Genomic DNA, 24,709 nt, shown 5'->3' with positions numbered 1-24,709 from the left:
CCTCCATTCCAACACACCCTAAGTAAACACAATCAGGGAGGGTTTTTTATGTTTTCACGTCAACAGCAACTGTTTGCCATTTCCACCTCTATTTGCTTGCTCCTTTCACCACCCACATTTGCACAGGAGATACCAAAGGAGGGGCTGGTCGACTTTGAAGTGACCGCTATAGGTGAGGCTACGATCCTCGCAGCGGGTCAAGGTACTTTGCAACTGAACTATGTTGTTAATGGTCTGCGGAGTAAGCATGGTGAAGGAGTGAACGGCATTGCCAGCATGCACTGTGTTGGTGCGGCGTCTGTTTTTGACGGAAAATGGGACAACGAAAGCGGATTGTGCAGCACCACTTATCCGGATGGTAGCACTACAATGACGCAATATAGTGGCTCTGGAGCCCTGGGCGGCTTAGCGGAGGGTTCATGGTCATTCATAGGGGGCACTGGTGCTCTCGCCGGTATTACGGGTGGCGGCTCATACACAAGAATATCTGGCCCCAACCCCTCTGAATCCCGCTCTTCGTCCCGTAGTACTGTTACCGGGAACTATAAACTCCCCTGAGGAACAAGAACGCCCCCCGCTGCACAAGCAGCGAGGGGCGTTGACCTAACTTCAGCTTGATTACTCAGCCGGAACCGCTGATTTTTCAACGGACAGCGGATGTGGTAAATGCACCAACATCTCAATTGGACAGACCTGAAGGAAGTTTTTCTTTTCTGTATCCCAATGCTGCAGAATGTCCGCCGCTTTTCGGCTGCCGGTCTCTTCTAGGTGGCGTTCGATCAGACCTATCAGTTGATCTTCCCAATGCGCTACGGTCACTGGATTAGTCACCAGTGTCTCCATGTTCAGCATGGTATCGGCTTTGCCATCTGGGTCGTACAGATAGGCCATACCGCCAGTCATGCCTGCACCAAAGTTAGCACCAATGGATCCTAAAATCACGGCTAAGCCACCTGTCATGTACTCACAACCACAGGCCCCGCACCCCTCAATCACCACCTTGGCGCCCGAATTACGTACAGCAAAGCGTTCACCCGCGCGGCCAGCTGCAAACAGATAGCCATCAGTAGCACCATACAGAACTGTATTCCCAATGATGGTGTTCTCGGACGCCGTCAGCGGGCTGACTTGTGGGGGGCGCACCACAATGGTTCCACCTGACAGGCCTTTACCGACGTAATCATTCGCATCACCAGAGAGTTCCAGCTTCAACCCTGGTGCCGCAAAAGCGCCAAGTGATTGACCCGCCGACCCCTGCAGTTTTACCGTCAGATGATCGGATTGGAACGAATTACGCATACCAAAGTTGCGAACGATGTGACTAGAGGTTCGAGTTCCAACACTACGGTGCGTGTTCTGCACGGCATATGACAACTGCATCTTTTCACCGTCCTGAAGGAAGCGGGCGGCATCACGTACAATCTCGACATCCAACGTATCCGGTACCGGATTACGTTCTTTCTTTCGGTCATAGACAATATCTGCCGATCCATCGACGGTGATCAGCAGCGGGTTGAGATCCAGATCATCCAGATGAGCCGAACCACGGCTGACCTGCGCCAGAAGATCCGCGCGACCGATCACATCATCCATGCTACGGGCGCCGATTGAGGCTAGCAATTCACGCACTTCTTGAGCGTAGAAAGTGATCAGGTTCACCACCTTGTCGGCGTTGCCAGTAAATTTGCCACGCAGAGCTTCGTCCTGAGTACAGACTCCAACTGGGCATGTGTTGCTTTGACATTGACGTACCATGATACAGCCCATGGCGATCAGGGCGGCGGTGCCAATGCCATATTCCTCGGCACCCAGCATTGCGGCCATGACGATATCACGACCAGTCCGCAAACCGCCGTCGGTCCGCAATGTCACCCGCTCACGTAGGTTATTCATGCTCAACACTTGGTGTGCTTCGGTCAGGCCCATTTCCCATGGCAGACCCGCATATTTGATCGAAGTTGCCGGAGATGCACCGGTGCCACCATTGTGACCCGATATCAGAATCACATCCGCCTTGGCCTTAGCCACACCCGCTGCAATGGTGCCGACACCAGACGAGGCCACCAGTTTCACTGTCACCTTACAGCGTGGATTGACCTGTTTTAGGTCATAGATCAGCTGTGCCAGATCCTCAATCGAGTAGATATCGTGGTGCGGCGGCGGCGAGATCAGGGTCACACCTTTGGTCGAGTGACGCAAACGCGCAATCAGGTCGGTGACTTTCATGCCGGGCAGCTGGCCACCCTCACCCGGTTTCGCACCCTGGGCCACTTTGATTTCAAGCTCTTCACACTGGTTCAGGTATTCGGCGGTCACACCAAATCGGCCCGAAGCCACCTGCTTGATCTTTGCGGATGGGTTGTCACCGTTTGGTTCAGGCACAAAGTGCGCCGGATCTTCACCGCCCTCACCCGAATCAGACTTGGCGCCGATACGGTTCATCGCAACGTTCAAGGTTTTGTGTGCCTCAGGGCTCAATGCGCCTAGCGACATACCTGGTGTGACAAAGCGTTTGCGAATCGAAGTGATGCTTTCCACCTCTTCGATCGGCACCGCCTTGCCCAGTGGTTTGAAATCCAGCAGATCACGCAGGTGGATCGGTGGATTGCTCTGCATCTTGGCTGAATACTGCTTCCACAGCTCAAATGATGCACGGTTACAGGCCATCTGCATCATGTGCATTGATGTGGCCTCCCAAGCGTGGGTCTCGCCTGATTTACGTGCCTTGTAAAAACCACCAACGGGCAGCACATCCAGTCCCGCATCCCAAGCTTTAGCGTGTACTCGCTCAGCTTTCGTCTGAATACCAGTGACACCGATACCCGAAATCCGGCTTGTCATGCCGGGGAAGAATTCTGCACACATTGCACGTGACAGACCCACGGCCTCAAAATTCAAACCTCCACGATACGAAGAGATTACCGAAATCCCCATCTTGGCCATGATCTTAAGCAGGCCCTGATCAATCGCATTGCGATAGCGCGTGACGTTTTCAGTCAAGGTACCATCCAGCAGCCCACGCTCAACCCGGTCGGCCAGCGAATCCTCAGCCAGATAAGCGTTTACAACCGTCGCACCACAGCCAATCAGCACTGCAAAATAGTGTGGATCGATACATTCAGCGGAACGGACATTCAGCGAGCAAAAAGTCCGCAGTCCCTTACGTGTCAAATGTGAATGTACGGCAGAGGTCGCCAGAATCATCGGCATCGCAACGCGATCTGCACCAGAATGTTGATCAGTCAGCACCAAGTGGCCAGCACCTGAGCGCACCGCGTCTTCCGCCTCTGAACGAACCCGCGCCAGAGCCGCACTAAGAGCACCTTCACCATGGTTAAATGTGCAATCGATTTCGACCAAAGGTGCGTTGAATTCGCTGGTCAGCTTGTCCCACTGGGCATTCCCGACAAAAGGGCTTTCCAGTACAATGATCTCGGTTTGGCTACTGCTTTCTTCCAACACGTTTTTGAGATTACCAAAGCGGGTTTTCAGGCTCATCACCCGGAACTCGCGAAGCGAGTCTATCGGCGGGTTGGTGACCTGCGAGAAGTTCTGACGGAAGAAGTGGCTCAACGGACGGTACATCTTGGACAGAACCGCAGACGGGGTATCATCCCCCATCGAAGCCAGAGTTTCTTTACCATCCTCAGCCATTGGAGACAGAATTTGCTCAAGTTCTTCAATGCTGTAACCCGCTGCGATCTGCCGCTTACGCAGATCTTCGCCGCTGAACATCGCTTGCTCACTCACATCAGCCAGAGCAGATTCCAGGTTGTTAATCTTGCCAACCCATTCACCAAATGGACGTGCGGCCGCCAGCTGGTTCTTGATTTCAGTGTCGTGGAACAGTTTGCCTGCTTTCATATCCACAGCAATCATCTGCCCCGGACCCAGCGCACCCTTTTCAACCACCGATGCTTCGTCGATTGGCACCATGCCAGCTTCGGATCCTGCAATCAGCAATCCGTCGCCTGTTACGACATACCGCATTGGGCGTAGCCCATTGCGGTCCAGACCTGCGCAGACCCAGCGGCCATCGGTCATCGCCAATGCGGCGGGGCCATCCCAGGGCTCCATCACTGAGTTACAGTAAGAATACATGTCGACCCAAGGCTGTGGTAATTCGACTGCTTGCTTGGACCAGCTCTCCGGAACCAGCATAGTTTTCGCCATTGGCGCCGTACGGCCAGCTCTAACCATCACTTCAAACACACAGTCCAGAGCAGCCGAGTCTGAGGCTCCTCCTGGAATGATGGGTTTAATGTCTTCAGCCATGTCACCAAAGAACGAACTGGCCATTCTGATCTCGTGGCTTTTCATCCAGTTCAGGTTGCCCTTCAGCGTGTTGATTTCGCCATTGTGCGCCAACATGCGGAAGGGCTGGGCCAGCCACCACTGCGGGAAGGTGTTGGTGGAGTAACGCTGGTGATACAGCGCAAAACCGGACTCGAAACGCTCGTCCATCAGATCGGGGTAGAACACCGCAACCTGTTCGGCCAGCATCATGCCTTTGTAGATGATCGAGCGGCAGGACAGTGACGCGATATAGAGTTCAGATACATTTGCAGCAATCGCCGCTTTTTCAATCCGACGACGAATGACATAGAGCTCACGCTCGAATGTTTCCTCATCCACACCTTTTGAGTTACTGATCAGAATTTGTTCAATTTCAGGGCGGGTAACGTTGGCCTTGTCCCCCAGGCAGGTTACATCCACTGGCACATGTCGCCAGCCGTAGATGTAGTATCCCATCCGCAGTACTTCGCTTTCAACGATGGTCCGGCAGGTTTCCTGCGCTCCAAAGTTAGTCCGCGGTAGAAACACCTGACCAACAGCAATCAGCTGATCTTTGCGCGGTTCATGCCCGGTACGTTTGATTTGATCATGGAAAAACGGAACAGGGATTTCAACGTGAATGCCAGCGCCATCACCGGTCTTTCCATCCGCATCTACCGCTCCGCGGTGCCAGATCGCCTTAAGCGCATTGATACCGGCTTCCACCACTTGGCGGCTTTTCTTACCATCGATTGAGACGACCAAACCCACCCCACACGAGGAGTGCTCTTCCGCTTCGGAATAGAGACCGTTCTCGGCCATATATTTGCGTTTGGCTTCTTCGCTGCGCACCCAGTCGGCATCATATTTGGTCATTGGTCGTCTCCTTCGTCGGGTGCAAACAGGGCAATCGTTTCTGCCGTTGTCAGTCGTTTATGGTCTCCGGACAGCGCATAGCCTTCCGGTTTCATGTCACTGAAGAATTCCAGCGCCATGGTGTTATCGGCAGCGTTTTCAAACAGTCCCGCTGCCAAGCTTTTGTGATCGTCATGCACAGTGGCGTACCAAAGCGCCGACCCACAGGTGCCGCAAAAGCCGCGCTCAGCCCAATCGGACGATCGGTATGTTTTGGCCGGGCCAGAAACGGTGATTGAGCCAGGTTCCGTCGGGACAGACATATACATGCTGCTGGTCCAGCGACGGCACATATCACAGTGGCAAGCCCGGATTGCTGGATCAGCACGGGTCGCCGAAATGGTCACGGCGCCACACATGCACTGGCCTTTTATCTCGCTCATCCGGCTTATCCTTTCGCTATGCGGCCATGTCGGCCCCTTGGCTGTTTGTCTTTGCAGTCGGCTTCTATTCCGCTGCAACAACTGCCTCTGCATTTAACTTACGGATGATAGCCTCAGCACAATCACGGCCGTCTTTGATGGCCCAAACCACGAGGCTGGCACCACGCACGATGTCACCTACGGCATAAACACCGTCCAGATCAGTTGCTCCGGTGGTAAAGGCGGCTTTGATTGTGCCCCAGCGGGTTACTGGTAGCTCTGGCTGGTTCCACAGGGTTGGCAAGTCTTCCGGCTCAAAACCCAACGCTTCGATCACCAAATCGGCCTCTTCAACGTAGTCAGCACCTTCGATCACTTCTGGTGCTTGACGACCCGAAGCATCTGGCTGACCCAAACGCATTTTCTGTACCATCACCCCAGAGACTTTTCCGTTGTAATCGGTGAACCCTTTGGGCGCTGACAACCATTCAAAGTTTACGCCTTCTTCTTCGGCGTTCTGTGTCTCGCGTTGCGAACCCGGCATATTAGCACGGTCGCGACGATACAGGCATTTCACCGATGTCGCACCTTGACGAATAGAGGTCCGCACGCAATCCATCGCGGTATCACCGCCACCGATCACAACCACACGCTTACCTTCGGCATTCATCTGCCCGCTGGTGAACGCGGCCACATCGTCACCAAAACTCTTTTTGTTTGAAACCGTCAGGAAATCGATCGCTTTTTCGATCCCTTTAGCTCCACTGCCCGGCCCTGCTAAATCACGTGATTTGTAGACACCAGTCGCGATAATCACCGCGTCGTGTTTGGCGCGGAGGTCATCAAAGGAGATGTCTTCTCCAATAGCACAATTCAGCTCAAACTTGACGCCTCCGTCAGCCAACAAATCATTGCGGCGCTGAACAACATCTTTTTCCAGCTTGAACCCCGGGATGCCATACATCAGCAGCCCGCCTGCCCGGTCAGAGCGGTCATATACGGTGACCTGCACCCCTGCCTGCCGCAGCATGTCAGCAGCTGCCAGACCACCAGGCCCAGCGCCGATAATTCCAACACTTTCGGAGCGCTCGACCGCCGGAGAAGCAGGTTTCACCCAGCCTTTGTCCCATGCCGTATCTGTGATGTATTTTTCGACTGTGCCGATAGTCACAGTGCCATGACCTGACTGCTCAATCACACAGTTGCCTTCGCAAAGGCGGTCTTGTGGACAGATGCGACCGCAAATCTCAGGGAAAGTGTTTGTAGCCTGGCTGACCTGGTACGCCTCTTCCAGACGGCCAGTGGCGGTCAGCTGCAACCAGTCTGGGATATTGTTGTGTAGCGGGCAGTGACTTTGGCAATAGGGTACGCCACATTGACTGCAACGGCTGGACTGCTCTGCTGCCTTGGTCGCGGCATATTCAGCATAGATCTCGTCGAAATCTTCCTTACGCACCTCGGCTGCGCGTTTCTCAGGCATATCGCGTTCGATTTGCACGAATTTGAGCATCGGTTGCTTGGCCACGGGTCAGACTCCCTGATTTGGCTGGCTGCGATTTTGTAGATCAGAGCACGGTGAATAAAAGGTCATTATTGCTGACCTTTATGGTCTGCACTTATGATCCATTACCTGAATTTGAAAGGATGTACAGGGATTTTAGGCTTCTATCCGGACCTAAATCAAGGACTTTCATTTGAAACAAGACACTTATACACATTGGAGCGGCAAGTACTTCTTCAACAAAACAACGAGTATCTGGTTTTAATGCCCATATTTCAATTGGTCCTAGTGGCACTCATTCAAGGTATTACCGAATTTCTACCCGTTTCCTCGTCTGGGCACCTTATATTGCTTCCCGGCCTTACTGGCCTTGAAGACCAGGGGCAGCTAATCGACGTAGCAGCCCACATTGGCACTCTGACCGCAGTGGTGATCTACTTCTGGAGTGACGTGCGCATCGGCTTGCTGGGATTACCACACTTGATGCGTGGACGCGCAGATACACCTGGATCCAAGTTGGCGCTGGGACTGGTGATCGCGACAATTCCGACCGTCATTTTTGGCGCCATACTTCACTTCACTGGGCTGAGCGACGCTCTGCGTTCAATAGCAGTGATTGGCTGGACCATGCTGGGCTTTGGGGTCGTTCTGTATATCGCCGACCAAAAGGGGAGCACATCTAAGGACGCCAGCGATTGGGGGCCAAAAGACGCTCTTCTCATGGGCCTTTGGCAAATGTTGGCATTGATACCCGGCACCTCACGCTCCGGGATAACCATCACCGGCGCAAGACAACTAGGATACAACCGCACCGACGGGGCCCGGATTTCAATGCTGATGTCTATCCCGGTAATTGTCGCTTCCGGCGTCCTGTTGGGGAGCGGAATGGCGATCGAAGCCAATACAGCCGTGATTCGAGACGCGGGAATTGTAGCCCTGCTTTCAATGTTGTCAGCGCTACTTGCGCTCAGCTTGATGATGAGGCTGCTGCGTAGCGTCAGCTTTACCCCCTATGTAATTTACCGAATACTTCTTGGCTTGGTTCTTCTGGTGGTTGCCTACAGCAGCTAACCACCAGATCACCGCAAAGCTACATTACCATCCCGCAGTCAGTCGTTGATGAGGCGCAGGGTGCAAGCCAACTAAATCCAGCATTGCCACAGAAAAATCTGCGATTGATATCCGGGATTGCCCATCCGCCTGTCGGACCACTTCATCTCGTCCAAGCGCATAACGTCCGGTTCGAACCTCAGGTATCAACATTGGTGACGGTCGCAGGCAGATCCAGTTCGCATCCTTTTCAGTTTCCAGCAATGCATCCTGCGCCACACATGCCTCTGCGATCGGACGAACACTTTGCGGTAGAAAACCTGGTGCTGAGACTACAGTGTGATCCGTACCATCCCCAAGCTTCAGCAGCGCTGCACCGCCAGTGATATATACCGGAGTGCCGGTGACCTTCGCCGCAATCAATACCTGCTGTGTTAGAGCAACCAGGAGCTCTTCGCGGCCGCTTGGTGGCCGCAAAGCAGAGATCACTGCATCGTGCGTTTGAAACAACTCTTCTAACCGTTCTGGTTCCGCCAACACATCCAACAACACATGCTCAAGGTTTGGTTTACTTTCATCCGCTCCTGCAAACCCACGCGCACAGCCGGTCACTTGATAACCGCGCAAAAGCGCTTCCCGCACCGCTTCACGCCCTACATCGCCTGTAGCGCCCAAAATAAGTACTTTCATAGCTATTATCCTCTCTCTTATTGCCAAGCTGGCTCAACCTGAGCTCAACTGTCTTGACGTCGAGATATCTTCCAAATATCTTGACGTCAAGATAAAATTTCACACTAAACTCTTTCAAACAAAAAGGGCGCAGAGTCCCCCCTACGCCCAATCGAAATTCAAATTTTTTGTTTTATCAGTCGTGACGCAGATTGCGAGCAGATCCGGTAATCGCATCATACTGACCCGCCGGGCGGAACTTCCATAGATAGTCTGGCAATACCGAACCCAATGTCACCGGTTGCAGATCCAAATCGGCAAACCCCATGGCACCTTCAGCGACCACATTATCGCGCTTCAAACCACGCAACTGGTCGCGGGTCAGCACGCCGTTAGAAATAAGTTGGAAACTGGCAGCCTGCATCATGTCAAAGCCAAAAGCCATCGGCCAAGCAACGAAGCCCGGCAATGAAACCACCAAACGACGACGGTGCACCACTGACAGCATATCTTGCATCAATGCGCTGAAACTCTTCACCTCGGGACCACCCAGTTCGTAGACACCACCTGCTGCTTCGCCCAACAGACCTTTGACTGCTGCTTTAGCTACATCATCTGCAAACACAGGCTGAAACAGCGTCTTACCACTGGCAATCGGCAATACTGGGCCCAGTCGAGTCATGCCCGCAAAGCGGTTAAAGAAGTTGTCTTCGGTACCAAATACAACCGACGGACGTAGCACCATCGCATTTGGCATGTGCTTCAGAACAGCCGCTTCACCTGCTGCTTTGGTTCGACCATATGCGCTAGGCGCATCAGCATCGGCACCGATCGCTGACACATGCACCATATTGGCGACACCTTGTTCCGCAGCGATCCGAGCAATCCTGCCCGCACCTTCTGCATGGACGGCGTCAAACGTATTCTTGCCCAGCTCATTCAGAACACCCACGCAGTTCACCACCGCGTCGGAGCCAGTCATAACCGCCGCAACTGAAGCATCGTCGCGAATATTGCAGAATATTGGCTCGACCTGCCCCGGAACACCGTAAGGCTTTACGTGCATGGCTTCGTTAGGACGGCGAACCGCCACCCGAACGCGCCAACCTTCTTTGGCCATTCGGCGCGCAATGTAACGACCGACAAAACCAGATCCACCATAGATCGTGACCAGTTTGGACATCTTTTGGCTCCTAACTTTAGCTGTTGAACCGATCTACCGCCCCACGCCCCTGCAAACAAGGCGCAAAACACCGTGGATTGATGTCAAACACCCGGTTTTCCTCACACTCTGGATCAGAAGTTGCTCGCCCTGTCGATGATCGACGGAAAAAATGGAAAAATCCATTTGACGCCCCCAGCGACTCGACCTATACGCGCCACACTACATCCGTGCCCAGATGGCGGAATTGGTAGACGCGCTGGCTTCAGGTGCCAGTGACCGCAAGGTCGTGGAGGTTCGAGTCCTCTTCTGGGCACCAAAACACCCCTCATAGTTGCAGCCCTAGAAGTAATTTTAGCGTCGCTTAATCTGTTTGATTTCAAAAAGTTGCTAAACTGGACTGATTTTTACACAAAACTGGCCCGATGTTTCTACATGTGATTACCCCATGCTTCCCCATCGACCTCTGACAGGGAGAAGTTATTAATGTCCGAAAACGTAATATTACTCGCAATTGATGGCAGCACCGGTGCGGAACGAGCGTTAGCTCACACCCGTCGCCGCGCTGAATTGGGTGGCGCCAAAGTGGTTGTTGCCTATGTGATCGAATGGTCCCCCTATTCGTTCAACACACCAGAAGAAAACGCAGAACGCCATTCCCGGCGTGAAAGTGAAATCGCCAAGGCTCATGATTCAGTGATTGGCCCAGCGCTTAGCTACCTGACCGACGGGGGAATCGTCGTTGACAGCATTGTGCGACATGGCAATCCCACGGAAACCTTGATCGCGGTAGCCAAAGAAACAAGTGCCGCTCAGATTGTAATTGGCAGACGAGGACAATCCGGCCTTAAATCACTGATTTTCGGGTCTGTTGCAGGCAACCTGATTCAGACCGCGCCAGTGCCGGTTATGGTTGTCCCATAGGTTGCAGTTTCGCCAACACAATAATCCTTCATCGAAATTCGAGGAGTTCGGGATGAACCGAATTATCATTGCCCTTCTGGCAACCCTCGCCTTTGCCAGTCAGGCACAGGCAGGAATAGACGAATCGATCAATGCTTTCACCGCCCCCATCGCCCAATTCGTAGGCACTGTTGTTTTCTTCAAAATCTCCGTAGCTGGTGCTCAGTTGCCCTTAGTGGTGCTGTGGCTGGTCATTGGCGCAGTGTTCTTTACCATCTACATGGGCTTCATCAATTTGCGCGGGTTCAAACACGCGATCGAACTGGTTCGTGGCGACTATGCTGACCCAAACAGCTCGGGCGAAGTATCCCACTTCCAGGCCCTAGCGACTGCCGTCTCCGGTACCGTTGGTATTGGTAACATTGGTGGCGTTGCCATTGCTGTTACCATAGGCGGCGCGGGCGCCACCTTCTGGCTGATCGTGGCCGGCTTTCTGGGTATGTCCACCAAATTTGTAGAATGTACACTAGGGGTAAAGTACCGCACCGAAAATCCAGACGGGTCTGTCTCGGGAGGACCAATGTACTACCTGCGCAAAGGATTTGAAGAGCGCGGCATGCCAGGGTTTGGCAAATTCATGGGTACATTTTATGCTGTTGGTATCTTCATCGGCGCACTCGGCATCGGCAACATGTTCCAGTCGAACCAAGCTTATGTTCAGCTGAACACCGTAGCTGGTGGTGCACTGGACGGTTACGGGTGGCTTGTTGGCCTAATCCTAGCTGGTGTGGTTTTCGCAGTAATCATCGGTGGCATCAAATCCATCGCACGCGTCACTGAAAAAGTTGTGCCATTCATGGCCATCTTTTACTGCTTCTTCGCCATCATCGTGATCTTACTGAACTTCTCATCCCTTCCTATGGCAATCAGCAACATCTTTACCGGAGCCTTCACAGGTGAGGGTGTAGCAGGTGGTGCACTTGGCGCTTTGATCATTGGTTTCCAGCGGGCAGTATTCTCAAACGAGGCCGGTATTGGTTCGGCTTCGATTGCGCACGCTGCTGTCCGGACAAAAGAGCCGGTGACCGAAGGCTATGTGTCGCTGCTAGAGCCCTTTATCGATACCATCGTTATTTGCACTATTACCGCACTGGTGATCGGCACAAGTCAGGTTGCTGATCCCAACTTTGCGGGCGACGCAACAGGCGTAGCAATGACGTCAGCCGCGTTTGAGCGCCACATGAGCTGGTTCCCAGTCCCGCTTGCCTTTGCAGCGCTGCTGTTTGCCTTCTCGACGATGATTTCCTGGTCTTACTACGGGCTCAAAGGCTGGACCTACTTGTTTGGCGAAGGTCAGATGGGCCAGACCGTATACAAGGTGATCTTCTGTGCCTTTGTGGCCCTTGGTTGCATTGTAAAGCTGGGTCCAATCCTGGATATTTCAGATGCGTTGGTCTTCCTGATCTGTGTACCGAACATCCTGGGTCTGTACTTCCTCGCCCCAATCGTTCGGGCGGAAATGGAAGCCTACAAGGCCAAATTAGAAACTGGCGAAATCCGCAAGTTCGCCTAATAGGCAAAGATACTATAGCCCCCGGCGTTGATTTGGCGCCGGGGCGCCCAAATTCCAACCTCTTCCCCCTCCCCATTGAGTTGAGGATGTAAAAGGCCTATCTCCTGCATCAGTTTCAAATAATGATCAGGACTGCATCCCTTGGCCAATCATCTGTATCAAAACGACCTCCCCGATGGGCTTGACCTTGGCCCGATCGTTGCCATTGATTGCGAGACCATGGGATTAAACCCTCACCGCGACCGGTTGTGTGTTGTCCAGATGTCCGGCGGCGACGGCAACGCGCACATGATCCAAGTCTCTAAGGACCAAACTGAGGCACCGAACCTGTGTCGGATGCTGGAGGATCCCAAGGTCCTGAAACTATTTCATTTTGGCCGCTTCGACATCGCAGCGATGTTCAACGCTTTTGGTGCTCTGACGGCACCGGTCTACTGCACCAAAATCGCCAGCCGCCTGATCCGTACCTATACAGACCGTCATGGGCTAAAGAATCTGACTCAAGAATTGATAGGCGTTGATATTTCAAAACAACAACAGATGAGCGACTGGGGGGCTCCCAAACTGACCAAAGCACAGCTCGATTACGCCGCCTCAGATGTGTTGCACCTGCACCGCCTCCGCGAAGAGTTAAACAAACGCTTGGCCCGCGAAGGCCGCACCGAAATGGCCCAGGCCTGTTTTGATTTCCTACCGATGCGCGCCAAACTTGATCTGGCTGGCTGGCCCGAAACCGATATTTTTGCCCACTCATGAGCAATTTTCAGAACATAGCCCGCCGCGTCATCAACATCGAATCACAGGCTCTTCAACAGCTGGCCGACGGATTGGACGACAGCTTTGACCGTGCCGTTGCTACCCTCTTGAACGCCACCGGCCGGGTGATCATTTCTGGCATGGGGAAATCCGGACACATTGCCCGCAAGATCGCAGCCACTTTGGCCTCAACCGGTACTCCAGCGCATTTTGTACACCCAGCCGAGGCCAGTCACGGGGATCTTGGTATGATGGCCAAGGGCGACGTTGCCCTAATGCTGTCCAATTCTGGGGAAACGCCGGAACTAGCCGACATGGTGGCCCATACCCGTCGCTTTGGCATTCCGCTGATTGGGGTAGCTAGCCGAGCGAGCTCGACTCTTTTGAAGCAAGCAGACGTAGCACTGGTTTTGCCACAAGCGCCCGAAGCTTGTGGTTCCGGCATTGTACCCACAACCTCTACCACCATGACACTTGCCTTGGGTGATGCGCTCGCTGTCGCTCTTATGGAGCATAGGGAATTCACCCCCGAAAACTTCCGCGATTTCCATCCCGGAGGGAAGCTGGGTGCTCGCTTGTCCAAAGTTAGTGATTTGATGCATAGCGATACAGCACTGCCCACGGTTTCTCCAAACGCACCAATGTCAGACACCCTGATTGAAATCAGTCAAAAAGGCTTTGGCGTGGTTGGTGTAACCGCGGATGACGGGCAATTACTGGGGATTATCACAGATGGTGACCTCCGCCGTCATATGGATGGGCTTCTGTCGCTAAATGCCACCGACGTTATGACTAAAGATCCTACTACAATTGCACCCGGCGCATTGGCTGAAGAGGCGGTTGCCATTATGAATCAGCGCCATATCACCTGTTTGTTTGTGGTAAACCCAGACAACGGTCAAAAAGCCGAAGGCTTACTGCACATCCACGACTGCCTTCGCGCAGGCCTGGGCTAGGGCTAGAGGGCACTGAATATGGATCGCTACTCCCGCATGGTGGCATTTCTTAAGGTGCTATTACCGCTTACGGCACTGGTTCTTTTGTCCACCCTGTTCTTGATTTCACGCGGAGTGGACACTGACGCAACCATTCCCTTTGCCGAACATGAAATCGAAGAGCGCATGCGCGGCCAGCAAGTTACTGCGCCATTTTTTTCTGGCACCACTGCCCAAGGAGACGAAATCACCGTCACTGCAAGCATCGCCCGACCAGGCGGGCTTGCTTCCCCGGCAGTGGCTACTGATTTGCAAGCAGTCATCAAAATGGCAGATGGAGGCCGCCTTACGCTGACTTCAAACAGCGGAGAAGTGTATCTTGACAAGGATATCGCAAGCTTTTCCGGCGATGTTGCAATCACTTCTACTTCGGGTCTTGAGGTAACAACTGACCTACTGAACGCAACCCTCAGCGGTATATCTGCCAACAGCCCTGGTCCTGTGACGGCAACAGGCCCAATAGGGGTACTAAACGCTGGCAGCATGCAACTGGAAACAAAAACTCAAGGTGGCCCGCTGCAAATGCTATTCAATAACGGGGTAAAACTGGTATACGATCCTCAAAAATCAGAAAGATAACTTGTGTCATATTTCCGTACCCTGATCTTCTGCCTGCCGCTGGCCCTCATTTCGGGCCTGGCGACGGCCCAATCTACCTCGATTGCCTTTGGCACGATCAAGGCGGATCCATCGCTTCCAGTCGAAGTCACCTCCGACACACTTGAGGTCAACCAGGTCGACGGTTCGGCGCAATTTCTAGGTAGCGTTTTGGTGATACAGGGTGTGATGAGGCTATCTGCAGACAACGTTCTGGTGATCTACAAGCCTGAGCAAAAGGGTATTGACCGTCTTGAAGCTACTGGCAACGTCATTCTCGTCAACGGCCCCGACGCCGCAGAAGCCGAACGTGCTGAATATACCATCGACAGCGGCACCATTGTGATGAACGGTAATGTATTGCTCAGTCAGGGAAATAGCACCCTTGCCTCCAGTCAGATGGTAGTAAACTTGAATTCTGGTACCGCCCAGATGTCAGGCCGCGTCAAAACCATCCTCAACCCCGACGGCAACAACTGATGGCGAAACCGGCTCTTACCGTTACGCCAGGTTCGTCAGGTCTAAAGATCGACAAGCTACGCAAGTCCTACAAGAAGAAGGTGGTAATTCGCGATGTCACCATGACCCTGGATAGAGGGGAAGTCGTGGCCCTGCTTGGCCCTAATGGATCCGGCAAAACCACCAGCTTTTACTCTATCGCTGGCCTCGTATTTCCAGAAGCAGGTACGGTGACAATCGACGGCCAGAACGTCACTACGCTCCCTATGTACCGCCGGGCGCGACTAGGTATTGGCTATTTACCTCAGGAAATGTCAATTTTTCGAGGTTTGTCAGTTGAGGATAATATCTCGGCCGTGCTCGACATCGCAGTTCCACACGCCCACAAGCGTCGCGAGCGGTTAGAAGAATTGTTGTCGGATTTCTCGATTGAACATCTGCGTCGTGCCCCCGCGCTCGCTTTGTCCGGGGGAGAAAGACGCCGGGTCGAAATCGCGCGCTGTCTTGCTGCTGAACCTAAGTACCTGTTGTTGGACGAACCCTTTGCTGGTGTCGATCCAATTTCAGTTGGAGACATCCGCCATTTGGTCTCTGATTTGAAGAAACGCGGCATCGGTGTGTTAATTACCGATCACAACGTGCGAGAAACTTTGGAAATTGTAGATCGCGCCTATATTTTGCACGACGGGCAAGTGCTCATGTCTGGCACACCCGAAGAAGTGGTTGAAAATGAAAACGTTCGCCGCGTCTACTTGGGCGACAATTTCCGTATTTCCTAACCTGCGATACGTTACCACCTTTCGGCCAATTCCCGCCAAATTGGGTAATGCTCCTTAATGTTGTTGTCAGGTTTGCCATTGACTCTCCCTCTTTCTTGGCATCGAATTGACCTATGGCAATAGATCAGCTTGATGCAATTCTCGACCTGACCTTGGAAACAAGGACCGGTTGGATGCAACCAGAAGATCAGCCTATTTCCCCCCATCCTAAGCTGAGTGAACCTTCCGGACCCGGTCCGGCTGGAGCTTTGGATGTCCATACGTGAAGGAGATCACATGCGTTACCAAATCAGCGGAAAACAGATCGACATTGGCTCGGCCCTGCAAACTCATGTGCAGACCGAACTTGGCGAGGCCGTGGCAAAGTATGCACAGCGACCTACCGACGCCACCGTCGTCTTTTCCCGTTCGGCGCATGAATATGTGTGCGAAACCACCGTGCATCTTTCGACTGGACTGACCGCCCAGGCCAAGGCGCACGAAACTGAGATCTATGCCGCCTTTGACAGCTGCTGCGAAAAAATGGAGAAGCAGCTACGCCGGTACAAGCGCCGCCTCAAAGACCATCACCGTGACCGAAGCGTGCCTGTTGAACTTTCAGCTGCCAGCTCTTATATCCTCGCTTCAGAAGATGCACATACCGAGGATGAACCGTCTTCGCTACAACCCATCATCGTGGCTGAGCTAGAGACAAAAATTCCTTCCTTGTCGGTTGGAGAGGCTGTAATGCAGATGGAACTGGCGGGCGCCCCGGTGCTGATCTTCCGGCAAGAAGGACAAGATGGGCTGAATGTGGTCTATCGACGGGACGACGGCAATATCGGCTGGATTGATCCGTAACTATTAGAACTCTAGGTGCCCTTCAGGGCACCCAAGTGGAGCACAGGGAAATGCAACTTTCCAACATCCTCAAGCCAGAGGCAGTCCGAGTCATTAGTTCGGCCTCTAGCAAGAAACGGCTGTTTCAGGAAATCGCGGATGTGGCCAACTCGGCCTATTCCCTGCAAGCTCTGGCCACTGTCGAGGCCTTGCTTGACCGTGAGAGCCTCGGCCCAACTGGGGTTGGGCATGGTGTTGCCCTGCCCCACGCCAGGATCAGTGGCGTCGAAGAAGTCATCGGCGTTTTTGTGATTTTGGAAAAACCACTCGATTTTGGCTCAGTTGACCGCCAACCTGTAGACATCGCGTTTTCACTTTTGGCCCCCGAAGACGCGGGTGTTGAGCACCTGAAGGCACTGGCCTTAGTATCGCGCACCCTGCGCGAGCAAAGTTTTTGTACGAAACTACGCGCTAACCCCGATGCTGCAACGCTCTATACTATTCTTACCGAAAGCCAATCGGTTCAGGCAGCCTAGCCCCCCAAGCCCGGATGATCGCTGAGATTTGGTTGCTGTCCCAGACCTAATTCAGAATGCTACCGCCAGGGGCCAAAGCCAAACATCAAGTAGTCTCGATGGTAGATTTTGGCTACTTTCTCCTCTAACGCGGCATCATAGATGTCTTCCAACGCGTAGGGCGTGTCTTTTGCAGCCGTAACCAGCTCACCAGGCTCCATCCGCCCAACACGACGTGCCAGATGTGGCAATTCCTCAGCGAGCTCCTCCTCGCGGAACACAAAATCCGGCACACTCAAGTCGGAAAAACCTGAAATTGACTGTGATTGACTTGCCCAGGCGTCATCAACGCGAATTGCCGTCTGACCTGCCAAATTGACGCGCAGGAACTCCAAGAATCCCTCAAATGCAGCGCGATGATCAACAATTGAATAACTTGCGTCAGGTCCGTTTTTAGGCAGCGGAACCTTGAATTTTCTCCGTAGGGTCTCGCGGATCTTTCGGTAATTATCCGGACCCGCCGACAAGATTTTTTGACAGAATACTGTATGAGCTCGAGCCACAGGATGACGCAATACAGTAAAACTGCGATATCCTGGATTGCCTCGCCGCCATATCCGCAATTGCTTTTGGTTCATCTTACTAATCAACCCGTCTACCGCAACGCGATCCAGCCCGGCCAACCAGTTAATCACCTCTGCCTCGGGGCCGCCTTTGATTGGCATATACAGCAGCGGTGTTACCACTCCAGCCACGTAACCAGGGACTGCTGGGCCACGACGAGGTTCAAAGTTTGGCGTGCGTGAGAGATTGAAACGGTCCATGCCTGACAGCGCGGTTTCCATTTCTTCGACATTGGCCACCTTGGCTGTAACTGGTGCAGGGTTCTGACGCTTCAAACTATCATCCAGCGCCTCCACTTGCTCATCCAGCCCTAACCAACGTGCTAAGCCATTCATCACTTCGACGCTCGGTAAATCCTCATAGGCAACATAAAACGGAGACTGCCCGCTCTTTTGTAGGCGGTTAAGCAATAGCACTTGAAAATCCTGCAAGGCATCAACGTGATGCGCAAATTCTGCGCCGTCGAACTCTGCCAACGCCTCTTTGCGGCGCGTCACATTTGTCAGCTTCCACTGACCAGTCGCTACAGCAATTTTCCAGGACACATAGCTGTCCAACGGATTTCGGGTCAGGATTATTTTAGCACATCGCGGGTCTTCCAGAGCGATATCTAACACACGCGGGTCGTGATCATGGAAGTAGCGAAACCCGCCCAACGCCCCGGCTTGAGACTTTATCTCACCGATCAAACGCGCGGGGTCGTTGTCTCGATCATCCTGACTAACTCCCAAAATCTCAGTAGAGTTTGGATAGCCAATAAAGTGCGGGTTAAAAGCCTCACCATGACAGCAAAGACCAGAAAAACCATTCAGATTGGTCTCTAAAAAATTGGAACCCGTCCGCATTTCGGCAAAACAATAAAGTAATCATACTTGTCTGTCATAATGGATTATCGCACCAAATAGGGTTTACGAGGTGGTTTCGGCATGTTGACCGGTCCCTGCTCTACAGGGAAATCCCCCATCAAATAGGGATGCATGCCCTGATTTTTGAGATTTTGAAGAAACTGGCCAAACCCATCCAGATCCAACATTGTCGGTGCCTCGCTCAACCGGCGTTGCTGCAACAGGCCAATTTCATCGACAATGGTCTGAATAGGCTCCATGGGCGCCTCAATGAATTCTGCCATTGTCCAAATCCGAACTCGCGCCTTGGTGTAATGCGACCGTAAGACAGTCAAATGCTCGCTCTCGATCCGTTGCAACCTTGCGGCTTCTTTTCTGAGATCGGCAAAATTGCGGTTCGACTTGAACAACGGAACAGCCCAAGCCCCTGAGATGACCGAAACCTGCGCATTCGGATCACGCGCAACTAACCAGTTGATTTCCTGATTGTCACCGGGACCGAACTGAAAACACTGTCGTTCCCCACGAGTGTTCCAGATCAAATTTGTAAGAAAGCTATCAGCGTTATAGTCGCGGGTTTTTGGATTATCGGTCAGTGCTCCGTTTAACAAAACCTGACCATCTGCAAACTCAACCCGTTCGGGCGCAAACAAGTGCCCATGAACACGGGTACCAGTGGCTCTTGCTAACCAAGGTTCAAAGTCTTCGAACAGTTCCGCAAACCCCTGAAAAATGGAATATGGATTCGAGGTTATCCCATTTTCAGCGCCATGCCGTGGTACCCGACTTTGCATATACAACCCTTGCCGACCACGAGTCCGTCGCTCTACCGCTTTTGCAAAAATGCGGTCGATTTTGCCTGGGTTAGGCTCGGTTCTCTTCATCGCGCCAGCCTGATCGGTCAGGAACGCCTGATACAACCGCCCGGCTCTTGGCCAGATTTTGCGAGCTACAAAACAATCTGATCTGCGAAGCAACTGCAAATGATCATCGTAGAAAATATGTGGCTTACCTTGAAAATCAAACTTGGATAGTGTCAGTGACCGACTTTCGATATTGCCGGAGTACTGTCGCACTAAAGTCTGATAGTAACTTTCATCGGGGATCCACACCTTTTGGAAGTACCGATCATAAATCGCCCTGTCTGGGTCTTGTAAAATCGCTGACAAAGTCTGCCGTGTCAAACACCACCATTGACTGCCCATGTGCGGAACAAGACCAGCAGGAATCTTGCGCTTCATTCCAAGTTTACGTTGAAGATCAACATAGCGGTCAAACAGAAGCCGATGTTTTTTCCATGAGAACGGGAAGCGAAGGGTAAATCGTTCAACATCCAAGCCACCAACGGTCCAGGGTACATCCGCAGTTGTGGCGCTTTCGATAAAATCGGTGCGCGGCCTTGCTGCCAGATAGTCGATCAGCTCTTGCACCGGTCGCAATGGCAAACAAGACCCTGATGCCAGAAAGACATGGTGGACGTTCGCAAACTCTTTCAACATAAGTTCTGAGGCACTTTGCGAAGCTGCGACAATCCCCCAGGTTCCCCATTCACAGCGGTGGCGTCGGGAAAATCGCACCAAAGGATCATCTGCGAGCGCAGAAGCAAAGGCACGATACGTCGCGTTAGGAACATTTCCGTCTACGTGTAGCACAACCGGACAACCACCAGCGGTCCAATGGCGGGCCACTTGCTCAGCCCGGTCAAGTGCCGTGTGCACCAGCATGACGACACCAACAGTACTCACGCCCAGTTTCCTTTGGACATCAATCCAAGGATCTCTATCTGGCGCCAGTTGATATATTTCTCACTCCATTTACACCACAGGTCAGGTTGACCCTGCATTGTATCTGCGTAGGCCTTATATTCTGCAGATTGGGCATAGTGTTGGTTACGCGTCACTTCCTCAGTTGCTTTAGCGGTAAAGGTATCCAGGAATTTTGTATGTAGCAGTGCTCCACTGGCCTTTTCGCCGCCATTGGTCTCGTAAACTTGGTTCAGCCCGCGTGGTAACAGCGCATGTGTCGAGCTGACATAAGCATAACGGCGGTCCCATTTCACCAGTGGGATCTTGTTCAGTGCCGGTGCTTTTTCGGGTTCGTCAGCAAAGAACACCCGACGCCGGGGGCCGCCTTGGATCCACAAATTGCCATAGGTTGGGTTTTTCTTGACCGAATAGTTTCCGCTGTCAAACCAAGGAGTTATTTCCAGTGGATTTTGACCCGCGCTATAGGGTACTTCGTCGATCCTCCCCTTCGGGTAGACATCGATTAACATCGCCGAAAAACTGCGGATATCAGAGTTATCCAACCAATCTGTCAAAGCACGAATTGGCCGTGTATCGCAAAATGGGTAGATAAAAAATTCATCCGGATCGACGACCAAGGTCCAATGCCCATGCGCAAACTTGCGCTTCAGGTGGTTCATCCAATCGACACCAAACGTTGCCCGTCTATAGCTGGCAGTAGTATGCCACAACGAGACATCCTGCTGCCCACGCAAATATTCTTCGGTGCCGTCTGTGCTGTCATTGTCTACGAACAGGAAATGATTGACCCCTAACCCACGGTAGTAATGTAGGAAGTACGGCAGCCGGATTTTTTCATTGCGGACTGTGGAGACCAGCAAAATATCATCAGGTCGAATGTGGTTGGTGTTGTTCTGCACGACACGCAGTTCGTTGGACTTGCGCAACGCCCTCACAATGCGTCGCTTCCGCCGCACTCGCATCCGGTATGAATCCCAAAGGCTCAACGTTTAGTCCATCCACAGATCAAGAGAAACCCGCCCAATTTAAGGCGCGCGCCGCCCCTTATTTTTAGGCAGTATGTCATGGATATCTTTCTTTAATCAATGGACTTAGAATCTGAGAACGCACGTTGAACTCTCGCGCGTTCAACGCCAATTCCCTCGTGTCATCATGCCAAAGGCTTCAAGCTGCTGCCACCCCTGATATTGAACCGATTGGGGGTACCACAGATCTGGCCCCGCAGTTAACTGATCATAGTAATCGCCATATCGATCCGTATGCGTAAAATGTTGCTGGCGGATCTTCTCCTCAGCGGACTTGGCGACCACTTCATCCAAAAATTTGCTGTGCAAAAACACACCAGTAGGCAGATCCAACCTCGCATCAAATACCCCATTCAGATATGCAGGCAAAGCTATGTGGGTGGAACTAACGTAAGCAAAGCGACGGCTCCAACGAACCAGCGGCACTTTATGCAAATGTGGCGCGTGGTCTGGGTCCTGCTGAAAGAACACCCGCTTACGTGGGCCGCCCCGGATAGAAACATGACGATACCGGTCCAGATATTCCCAGGTGTACCCATGCGCATCGAACCAATTCAGCGTTTCAAACGGGTCAGCTCCCGTTTGATAACCATGAATGCCAAGAGGTCCTTTAGGATACATATCCAGCATCAGCGCACCAAAAGCCGACACACCCTGCTGATCGAGCCAATTGGTTAGATCACGAAGTGTCCGGGTGTCTACGTGCGGATATGTCAGTATTTCGTCTGCATCTGCGGTCAAGCACCAAACCCCATGCCCATAGCGCATTTGCAAACACGTTAGCCAATCTACTCCAAACCGAGAATCTCTATAGCTTGCCTTGGTGCTCCAGATCGAAACATCCGGTTGCTGGGCTAGATAGTCGGCAGTCCCATCATCACTGTCGTTGTCCACAATTAGAAAATGAGACACACCGATCCGCCGGTAATGCTCCAGGTAGTGGGGCAGCCGTGTGATTTCGTTACGCATGGTTGCGAAGCAAAGAATTGGCTCACCAGTGATATCGCTTGTGCGATCCATCCTGATGTTCAATTGATGCCGAGCACGCCACGATCGCCACAACAAATGACGTCGACGCCACCGCATGCGGTAAGCGGCGACGGCAGTTACAACCGATTTGGCTGAAGCGCCCTGCCGCTTCATTTCAGGCCTCGTAGTGGCCTGTTTTGTGCCACTTCCAAGCGTCGTGAATCATAGTTTCCAATGTTGATCGCGTTGGCTCCCAACCCAGTTCACTTGCTGCACGTGTCGACCCCGACACCAGCTTCGTGCAATCACCAGCGCGACGTGCACCGGTGTTACAGGGGACATCTTTCCCTGTAACAACTGCGGCCTTATCCATCACTTCACGGACTGAAAACCCAGTACCGGTCCCCAGATTAAAGACGCGGCTCCCTTTGCCATCCTGCAACCACTTCAAACCCAATACATGTGCATCCACCAAGTCACAAACATGCACATAGTCGCGAATGCAGGTTCCATCAGGCGTGTCATAATCGGTACCAAATATCGTCAGGGAATCACGTTTGCCGTTAATTGCATCCAATACTAAAGGCACAAGATGTGTCTCAGGACGGTGGAATTCGCCCACTTCGGCTTCGGGGTCAGCCCCAGCCACATTGAAGTAGCGGAAAACAACCGAGCGCAGACCATGAGCAGCCTCAAAATCGGTCAATATATCTTCAACTGCTCGTTTGCTGGCACCATAAGCATTCAGCGGCAACTGCGGCGTGTTTTCATCCAACACCACATTGTCATGTTCACCGTAGGTGGCACAAGTTGATGAGAAAACAAAGTCCCTAACGTCAGCAGCGACTGAGGCCTCGATCAAATTCAATGACCCCCCAACATTGTTTGCCCAATACCGCCCTGGTTGGCTCATCGCTTCCCCAACTTGGCTGAGAGCCGCAAAATGCATGACTGCGGTAGGCTGGTATTTGGCAAACACCTGATCCAATCGCGCGCGATCGTTCAGATCACCCTGTTCAAACGGGCCGAATTTTACTGCATCTTTCCAACCCGTTATCAAATTATCATAGACGACAGGAGTATAACCCGCCTGTTTCAATGCCTTACAGGCGTGCGAGCCGATATAGCCAGCGCCACCCGTTACCAAAATATGTGCCATTGCTATTGTGCCTTCTGCCTACAATTCGCCAGCATTTAGCTTATTCCGCTGCTTTGGTCACCTGAGAAATACTTTCAAGGTACCGACTTAGATCATCGCGCAGATCATCGCGCGCTAATGCAAAAGCAACTGTGGCCTGCAAAAATCCTGCTTTGGAGCCACAATCAAAACGCTGCCCACGGAACCGGTAACCAGAAACGGGCACGTCTGTACCAATGTCTTTTGCGATGGCATCTGTCAGCTGGATTTCTCCACCAGCCCCCGATTTGATCTTGTTCAGGTTCCGCAATACAGAAGGTCCAAGAATATAGCGGCCTATCACAGCCAGGTTCGACGGTGCGTCTTCCGGTTTGGGTTTCTCAACCATGCCTTTGACTGAAACGACAGAACCCGTGTCTTTCTCAATGTCCAACACGCCATAAGATGAAGCTTGCTCAGGTGGCACTTCCATAGCCGCAACCATATTGCCACCTACCTCTTCGTAGGCTTCAACCATTTGTTGCAGACAAGGGGTTTCAGCAGCAATCACATCATCAGGAAGAATGACCGCAAAAGGTTCATTAGCGATCAGACGACGCGCGCACCAAACGGCATGGCCCAAACCCAGAGCGCGGTGCTGACGAAGGTAAGCAATAGCACCCGAATCCATGTAGGTGGACTTCAGAATACTCAAAAGTTCATCTTTGCCCTTTTTGCGCAATTCTTGTTCCAAAACAGGCGCGTGGTCAAAATAGTCTTCCAGTGCCCCTTTGCCACGGGAGGTAACAAAGATGAATTCTTTGATACCCGCAGCGCGAGCCTCATCGATGGCGTATTGCACCAATGGGCGATCCACTAAGGTCATAATTTCTTTGGGTACAGATTTAGTCGCCGGAAGGAACCTAGTTCCCATGCCAGCCACAGGAAAAATAGCTTTTGTTACTTTTTTACGCATAATAAGCTCTCAATATCTTACTCTTCAGACACGATCGCAACCGTGCAGCAATCGTTG

Annotated in this window: 21 protein-coding genes, 1 tRNA gene and 1 pseudogene; 12 read left to right on the top strand and 11 right to left on the bottom strand. The window is 52.5% G+C overall.

The features are described 5' to 3' along the window. The first annotated feature begins 48 nt into the window (after positions 1-48). A complete protein-coding gene (locus FEE96_RS09450; protein WP_138162787.1) occupies positions 49-558 on the top strand; it encodes a hypothetical protein in 510 nt (169 codons plus the stop codon). A 60-nt stretch (positions 559-618) separates the two neighbouring features. Here FEE96_RS09450 and gltB read toward each other — a convergent pair whose 3' ends face one another. The 3 genes from gltB to FEE96_RS09435 all read right to left on the bottom strand — a co-directional run bounded on the left by gltB (position 619) and on the right by FEE96_RS09435 (position 7,077). Continuing rightward, on the bottom strand, positions 619-5,151 hold the full coding sequence (gene gltB / locus FEE96_RS09445) for a glutamate synthase large subunit (RefSeq protein WP_138162786.1): 4,533 nt from the start codon (positions 5,149-5,151) through the stop codon (positions 619-621). Next, positions 5,148-5,573: a GFA family protein gene (locus FEE96_RS09440; RefSeq protein WP_138162785.1), complete on the bottom strand. Its 426-nt coding sequence runs from the start codon at positions 5,571-5,573 to the stop codon at positions 5,148-5,150. The genes gltB and FEE96_RS09440 overlap by 4 nt, the downstream gene beginning before the upstream one ends. 64 nt (positions 5,574-5,637) lie before the next feature. Continuing rightward, positions 5,638-7,077 (bottom strand): NAD(P)-dependent oxidoreductase, encoded by a 1,440-nt coding sequence (locus FEE96_RS09435; protein ID WP_138162784.1) that lies wholly within the window; start codon positions 7,075-7,077, stop codon positions 5,638-5,640. Positions 7,078-7,317: 240 nt separating this feature from the next. On the opposite strand from FEE96_RS09435, the gene FEE96_RS09430 reads away from it, so the two are divergent. After that, positions 7,318-8,124 (top strand): undecaprenyl-diphosphate phosphatase, encoded by an 807-nt coding sequence (locus FEE96_RS09430; protein ID WP_138162783.1) that lies wholly within the window; start codon positions 7,318-7,320, stop codon positions 8,122-8,124. Positions 8,125-8,148: 24 nt separating this feature from the next. Here the strand turns inward: FEE96_RS09430 and FEE96_RS09425 are convergent, their stop codons facing one another. After that, a complete protein-coding gene (locus tag FEE96_RS09425) occupies positions 8,149-8,793 on the bottom strand; it encodes an NAD(P)-dependent oxidoreductase (RefSeq protein WP_138162782.1) in 645 nt (214 codons plus the stop codon). Between the two features lie 175 nt (positions 8,794-8,968). After that, entirely contained in the window at positions 8,969-9,955 is a 987-nt protein-coding gene (locus tag FEE96_RS09420; protein WP_138162781.1) for a complex I NDUFA9 subunit family protein, read from the bottom strand. A gap of 211 nt (positions 9,956-10,166) precedes the next feature. Here FEE96_RS09420 and FEE96_RS09415 point away from each other — a divergent pair. The 10 genes from FEE96_RS09415 (at position 10,167) to FEE96_RS09370 (ending at position 17,351) form a co-directional block, all read left to right on the top strand. After that, positions 10,167-10,253, top strand: a tRNA-Leu gene (locus tag FEE96_RS09415). A gap of 167 nt (positions 10,254-10,420) precedes the next feature. Continuing rightward, positions 10,421-10,858, top strand: coding sequence for a universal stress protein (locus FEE96_RS09410; protein WP_138162780.1), 438 nt, complete (start codon positions 10,421-10,423; stop codon positions 10,856-10,858). Between the two features lie 52 nt (positions 10,859-10,910). Continuing rightward, the gene (locus tag FEE96_RS09405; protein WP_138162779.1) at positions 10,911-12,410 is read left to right on the top strand and encodes an alanine/glycine:cation symporter family protein; all 1,500 of its coding nucleotides are present in this window, start codon (positions 10,911-10,913) and stop codon (positions 12,408-12,410) included. A gap of 141 nt (positions 12,411-12,551) precedes the next feature. Next, on the top strand, positions 12,552-13,166 hold the full coding sequence (locus tag FEE96_RS09400; RefSeq protein ID WP_138162778.1) for a ribonuclease D: 615 nt from the start codon (positions 12,552-12,554) through the stop codon (positions 13,164-13,166). Further along, positions 13,163-14,122, top strand: a complete 960-nt coding sequence (locus tag FEE96_RS09395; RefSeq protein ID WP_138162777.1) for a KpsF/GutQ family sugar-phosphate isomerase — start codon at positions 13,163-13,165, stop codon at positions 14,120-14,122. The genes FEE96_RS09400 and FEE96_RS09395 overlap by 4 nt, the downstream gene beginning before the upstream one ends. Before the next feature lie 18 nt (positions 14,123-14,140). Then, entirely contained in the window at positions 14,141-14,740 is a 600-nt protein-coding gene (lptC, locus tag FEE96_RS09390) for an LPS export ABC transporter periplasmic protein LptC (protein WP_138162776.1), read from the top strand. Between the two features lie 3 nt (positions 14,741-14,743). Next, positions 14,744-15,238 (top strand): LptA/OstA family protein, encoded by a 495-nt coding sequence (locus FEE96_RS09385; RefSeq protein ID WP_138162775.1) that lies wholly within the window; start codon positions 14,744-14,746, stop codon positions 15,236-15,238. Continuing rightward, positions 15,238-15,996 carry an LPS export ABC transporter ATP-binding protein gene (lptB, locus tag FEE96_RS09380; protein WP_138162774.1) on the top strand — a complete coding sequence of 253 codons (759 nt, stop codon included), beginning with the start codon at positions 15,238-15,240 and terminating at the stop codon, positions 15,994-15,996. The genes FEE96_RS09385 and lptB overlap by 1 nt, the downstream gene beginning before the upstream one ends. A gap of 276 nt (positions 15,997-16,272) precedes the next feature. Further along, positions 16,273-16,836, top strand: coding sequence for a ribosome hibernation-promoting factor, HPF/YfiA family (gene hpf, locus FEE96_RS09375; RefSeq protein WP_138162773.1), 564 nt, complete (start codon positions 16,273-16,275; stop codon positions 16,834-16,836). 50 nt (positions 16,837-16,886) lie between these two features. After that, on the top strand, positions 16,887-17,351 hold the full coding sequence (locus FEE96_RS09370) for a PTS sugar transporter subunit IIA (protein WP_138162772.1): 465 nt from the start codon (positions 16,887-16,889) through the stop codon (positions 17,349-17,351). Between the two features lie 59 nt (positions 17,352-17,410). On the opposite strand, the pseudogene FEE96_RS09365 reads toward FEE96_RS09370, so the two are convergent. From FEE96_RS09365 to galU, 6 genes and pseudogenes are all read right to left on the bottom strand, one after another. Continuing rightward, a pseudogene (locus FEE96_RS09365) lies at positions 17,411-18,837 on the bottom strand (sulfotransferase family 2 domain-containing protein). 6 nt (positions 18,838-18,843) lie between these two features. After that, positions 18,844-20,544: a DUF5927 domain-containing protein gene (locus FEE96_RS09360; RefSeq protein WP_138162770.1), complete on the bottom strand. Its 1,701-nt coding sequence runs from the start codon at positions 20,542-20,544 to the stop codon at positions 18,844-18,846. Next, entirely contained in the window at positions 20,541-21,527 is a 987-nt protein-coding gene (locus FEE96_RS09355; protein WP_138163015.1) for a glycosyltransferase family 2 protein, read from the bottom strand. The genes FEE96_RS09360 and FEE96_RS09355 overlap by 4 nt, the downstream gene beginning before the upstream one ends. Before the next feature lie 165 nt (positions 21,528-21,692). Then, complete coding sequence (locus FEE96_RS09350) at positions 21,693-22,610, bottom strand: glycosyltransferase family 2 protein (RefSeq protein WP_342770965.1); 918 nt, start codon at positions 22,608-22,610, stop codon at positions 21,693-21,695. Between the two features lie 124 nt (positions 22,611-22,734). Beyond that, positions 22,735-23,718: a UDP-glucose 4-epimerase GalE gene (gene galE / locus FEE96_RS09345; RefSeq protein WP_138162769.1), complete on the bottom strand. Its 984-nt coding sequence runs from the start codon at positions 23,716-23,718 to the stop codon at positions 22,735-22,737. Positions 23,719-23,758: 40 nt separating this feature from the next. Further along, positions 23,759-24,652 carry a UTP--glucose-1-phosphate uridylyltransferase GalU gene (galU, locus tag FEE96_RS09340; RefSeq protein ID WP_138162768.1) on the bottom strand — a complete coding sequence of 298 codons (894 nt, stop codon included), beginning with the start codon at positions 24,650-24,652 and terminating at the stop codon, positions 23,759-23,761. Positions 24,653-24,709: the final 57 nt, after the last annotated feature.

Origin of the sequence: Parasedimentitalea maritima, assembly GCF_005771405.1 — a bacterium.
GTDB lineage: Bacteria > Pseudomonadota > Alphaproteobacteria > Rhodobacterales > Rhodobacteraceae > Parasedimentitalea > Parasedimentitalea maritima.
This window is presented reverse-complemented; position numbering and strand designations above follow the sequence as displayed.

Bases quoted from the DNA above. Each gene is read 5' to 3' on its own strand.
- FEE96_RS09425 (WP_138162782.1), bottom strand. From the start codon at position 8,793: ATGAAAGTACTTATTTTGGGCGCTACAGGCGATGTAGGGCGTGAAGCG.
- FEE96_RS09355 (WP_138163015.1), bottom strand. From the start codon at position 21,527: ATGCGAGTGCGGCGGAAGCGACGCATTGTGAGGGCGTTGCGCAAGTCC.
- FEE96_RS09395 (WP_138162777.1), top strand. From the start codon at position 13,163: ATGAGCAATTTTCAGAACATAGCCCGCCGCGTCATCAACATCGAATCA.
- FEE96_RS09350 (WP_342770965.1), bottom strand. From the start codon at position 22,610: ATGGATCGCACAAGCGATATCACTGGTGAGCCAATTCTTTGCTTCGCA.
- FEE96_RS09450 (WP_138162787.1), top strand. From the start codon at position 49: ATGTTTTCACGTCAACAGCAACTGTTTGCCATTTCCACCTCTATTTGC.
- FEE96_RS09440 (WP_138162785.1), bottom strand. From the start codon at position 5,573: ATGAGCGAGATAAAAGGCCAGTGCATGTGTGGCGCCGTGACCATTTCG.
- galU (WP_138162768.1), bottom strand. From the start codon at position 24,652: ATGCGTAAAAAAGTAACAAAAGCTATTTTTCCTGTGGCTGGCATGGGA.
- lptB (WP_138162774.1), top strand. From the start codon at position 15,238: ATGGCGAAACCGGCTCTTACCGTTACGCCAGGTTCGTCAGGTCTAAAG.
- FEE96_RS09420 (WP_138162781.1), bottom strand. From the start codon at position 9,955: ATGTCCAAACTGGTCACGATCTATGGTGGATCTGGTTTTGTCGGTCGT.
- hpf (WP_138162773.1), top strand. From the start codon at position 16,273: ATGCGTTACCAAATCAGCGGAAAACAGATCGACATTGGCTCGGCCCTG.
- FEE96_RS09405 (WP_138162779.1), top strand. From the start codon at position 10,911: ATGAACCGAATTATCATTGCCCTTCTGGCAACCCTCGCCTTTGCCAGT.
- FEE96_RS09410 (WP_138162780.1), top strand. From the start codon at position 10,421: ATGTCCGAAAACGTAATATTACTCGCAATTGATGGCAGCACCGGTGCG.
- galE (WP_138162769.1), bottom strand. From the start codon at position 23,718: ATGGCACATATTTTGGTAACGGGTGGCGCTGGCTATATCGGCTCGCAC.
- FEE96_RS09370 (WP_138162772.1), top strand. From the start codon at position 16,887: ATGCAACTTTCCAACATCCTCAAGCCAGAGGCAGTCCGAGTCATTAGT.
- lptC (WP_138162776.1), top strand. From the start codon at position 14,141: ATGGATCGCTACTCCCGCATGGTGGCATTTCTTAAGGTGCTATTACCG.
- FEE96_RS09430 (WP_138162783.1), top strand. From the start codon at position 7,318: ATGCCCATATTTCAATTGGTCCTAGTGGCACTCATTCAAGGTATTACC.
- gltB (WP_138162786.1), bottom strand. From the start codon at position 5,151: ATGACCAAATATGATGCCGACTGGGTGCGCAGCGAAGAAGCCAAACGC.